At 62.2% G+C, this 2,989-nt stretch carries 3 protein-coding genes; 2 read left to right on the top strand and 1 reads right to left on the bottom strand.

Features of this window, described 5'->3' with window-relative positions; genetic code table 11:
• The coding region (locus K8V11_RS06565) for an MFS transporter (protein WP_303911889.1) at nt 1-403 on the bottom strand (403 nt) is incomplete at its 3' end.
• 164 nt (nt 404-567) lie between these two features.
• Here K8V11_RS06565 and K8V11_RS06560 point away from each other — a divergent pair.
• On the top strand, nt 568-1,941 hold the full coding sequence (locus K8V11_RS06560; protein WP_303911887.1) for an MmgE/PrpD family protein: 1,374 nt from the start codon (nt 568-570) through the stop codon (nt 1,939-1,941).
• A gap of 32 nt (nt 1,942-1,973) precedes the next feature.
• On the top strand, nt 1,974-2,810 hold the full coding sequence (locus K8V11_RS06555; RefSeq protein WP_303911885.1) for a phosphosulfolactate synthase: 837 nt from the start codon (nt 1,974-1,976) through the stop codon (nt 2,808-2,810).
• Nucleotides 2,811-2,989: the final 179 nt, after the last annotated feature.

Here is a 2,989-nt window from a genome sequence, read left to right as displayed (position 1 = left end):
GGGCGGGAAACCACGTCGCGACCAGGCGCAGCACGCTCGGAAACACCGCGGCATCCCCGGCCCCTATGAGGACTCGCGCGAAGATCGCGACGCCGACGCTGGGGGAGAACGCCATGGCGAGCTGCCCTGCGGCCATCAGGAACATTCCGATCGTGATGATCGGTCGCGCTCCCCAGCGATCGAGGACCATGCCCACGGGAATCTGCATACCGCCGTAGACGGCAAGCTGCACGACGGCGAACATCGAGAGCGTGGCCGCGTCGGCGGAGAACCGGTCGGCTGCGTCGACGCCGACCGCAGCAAGCGAGGTGCGATTCATGACCGCGAGCACGTATGCCGCCACGCCGACGATCCAGATGATCCACGCGCGCACTTCGTGAGGATGCGGGGACGGGCGCGGCATGTGTCCATGCTACGCCCGCCGGTGCGCACTGGTGCCCGTTGCGAGGCGCGGTCGGTCACGCAACGATTTCGTTCTTCGCGAACCATCGGAAATATATCTTGACATCAAGATACATTCGGAGGAGACTCAAGTTAGGTAAACCTAACTAGGGTGGTGTTTTCGATATGACCGAAGTACAAGACCTGGCTCGTTTCGTGGCGAATGCGAAGTTCGAGCAGATCAGCCCGGAAGCCCTGCAGCAACTGAAGATCAGGGTGCTCGACACCATCGGTGTGGCCATAGGTGCGCTGGACGCCCCGCCGATGGTCGCCATCCGCGAACTCACGGATGACCTCGGGGGAACGCCCGTCTCAACCCTCATCGGCGGTGGTCGAACCAGCCCGGAACGCGCGGCCTTCTTTAACAGCGGGCTCAGCCGCTACCTCGACTTCATGGACTCGTATCTGGCGAAAGGCGAGACGAACCACCCGTCCGACAATTTCGGCGCCGTGCTCGCGGCGGCCGAATCTGTACACGCTAGCGGCGAAGAGCTGCTCACCGCCTTCGCGGTCGCGTATCAAGTGCACGCGAGGCTGTCGGACGTAGCGCCGGTTCGGGCGAAGGGCTTCGACCACACGACACAGGGAGCCTTCGCCGCCGCAGCATCCGCAGCGAAAGCCATGCGTCTTTCACAGGAACAGATCGCCGCCGCGATCGCCATTGCGGGAACCGCGAACGTCGCCCTGCGCGTCACGCGAACAGGCAATCTGTCCCATTGGAAGGGGCTCGCGTATCCGCACGTGTCCAAGGAGGGCACGTTCGCCGCGCTGCTCGCATCCCGCGGCATTACAGGGCCCGAGGAGGTGTTCGAAGGCAACAAGGGCTTCAAGGACTCCGTATCGGGGCCGTTTCAGATCGACTGGGTCGCAGAGGATCTCGAACGTGTTCGCCGCTCGATCATCAAGAAGCACAATGCGGAGATCCACTCGCAGTCCGCCCTGGACGCCGCACAGGACATCCGTTCGCAGCCGGGCTTCGAATCGGGGCGGATCGACAGGGTGCGCCTGCGTACGTTCGACGTCGCGCACTCGATCATCGGCGGAGGAGAGGAAGGTGACAAGCGAACCATTCGGACGAAGGAGGAGGCCGATCATTCACTGCCGTGGATGCTCGCAGTCGTCCTGTTGGACGGCGAACTCAACCCTGCGCAGTACGAACCGCAGCGCATCGTCGCCGACGATGTGCAGCAGCTGATGCAGAAGGTCGAGATCGTGGAGGACCCGGGATTCTCCGAGCGATTCCCCGCGGAGATGCCGGCCGATCTCGAAGTGGTGCTCTCCGACGGTACCGTCCTGCACTCCGAACGCAGCGCATACGAGGGATTCCACACCGAGCCGCTCAGCTGGGAGGGAGCAAGGGCCAAATTCGACGCCCTGACCGGACCGTTCGCGGACGCAGAACTCCGTGACGAGATCGCAGACGTCGTGCAACGACTGGATTTCGTCGACGTTTCGCGGCTCACGGATGCACTCGCGCGAGTGCGAAGGACCCGAATCTGATCTTCGAGAGAACAACGAAAGGACAACACACAATGAGTAATGCAGTTCCACACGACGTATCGTTCAACTTCGTCCCGAGGGCGTATCGGCCGGAAAAGCCTCGCACGTTCGGGGTTACGGAAATCCGCGCGCCGTACTACGACACCTTCGGAACTCGGCACATGCAGGACGTTTTCGACGTCGCGGGCCAGTGGGTCGACGGCATCAAGTGGGCGGGCGGTTCATTTTCGCTCGTGCCAACTGAGCAGGTGCGTGCTTTCAGCGACATCGCCCACCAGCACGGCGCCTACGTGTCCTCGGGCGGCTGGATCGAAACCGTGCTGCGCTACGGCGACGACGCAGTCGATCACTACCTGAAGGAAGCGAAGGAAGTCGGATTCGACGTCATCGAGATCTCGACCGGCTTCATCATGCTCAACACCTCGGGTCTGCTTCGACTCGTCGAGAAAGTTGTCAAGGCCGGTCTGAAAGCGAAACCGGAGCTCGGCTTGCAGATCGGGTCTGGTGGTGATTCCAGCGAAGCCGAACTCGCTGCAGAGAGCAAGAAGGACGTCGGCGATCTCATAGATCGCGGAAAGAAAGCGCTCGATGCGGGTGCTTCGATCGTGATGATCGAATCGGAGGGAATCACCGAGAACGTCACCGACTGGGACACCGGCGCCGCCGCCTCCATCATCAACGGACTCGGGCTCGAGAACGTGATGTTCGAAGCGGCAGACGGGCCCGTTTTCGAATGGTACGTGAAGAACTACGGCAACGAGGTGAACCTGTTCGTCGACCACTCGCAGATCCTGCAGTTGGAGGGGCTACGGCAGAACATTTGGGGGAACAAATCGACGTGGGGGAGGGTTATCAATCCGGCGCCCTGACTTCCGGCACTCCGGGGCCCACCGGCACTGCATGCAGCAGAGTAAAGATGATGGCGGTACCGTAGGTTCGACGGGTGAAGCCGGCCGGGCCCGCCCGGTGCACCAGATTCGAGCAACACCGGAGAGCCTTCGATATGCACATTGCCCAACCAGATACCGCGAGCATCCCGACCCAGAGG

Source organism: Dietzia timorensis, from assembly GCF_020742175.1.
GTDB classification, from domain to species: domain Bacteria; phylum Actinomycetota; class Actinomycetes; order Mycobacteriales; family Mycobacteriaceae; genus Dietzia; species Dietzia timorensis_A.
This window is presented reverse-complemented; position numbering and strand designations above follow the sequence as displayed.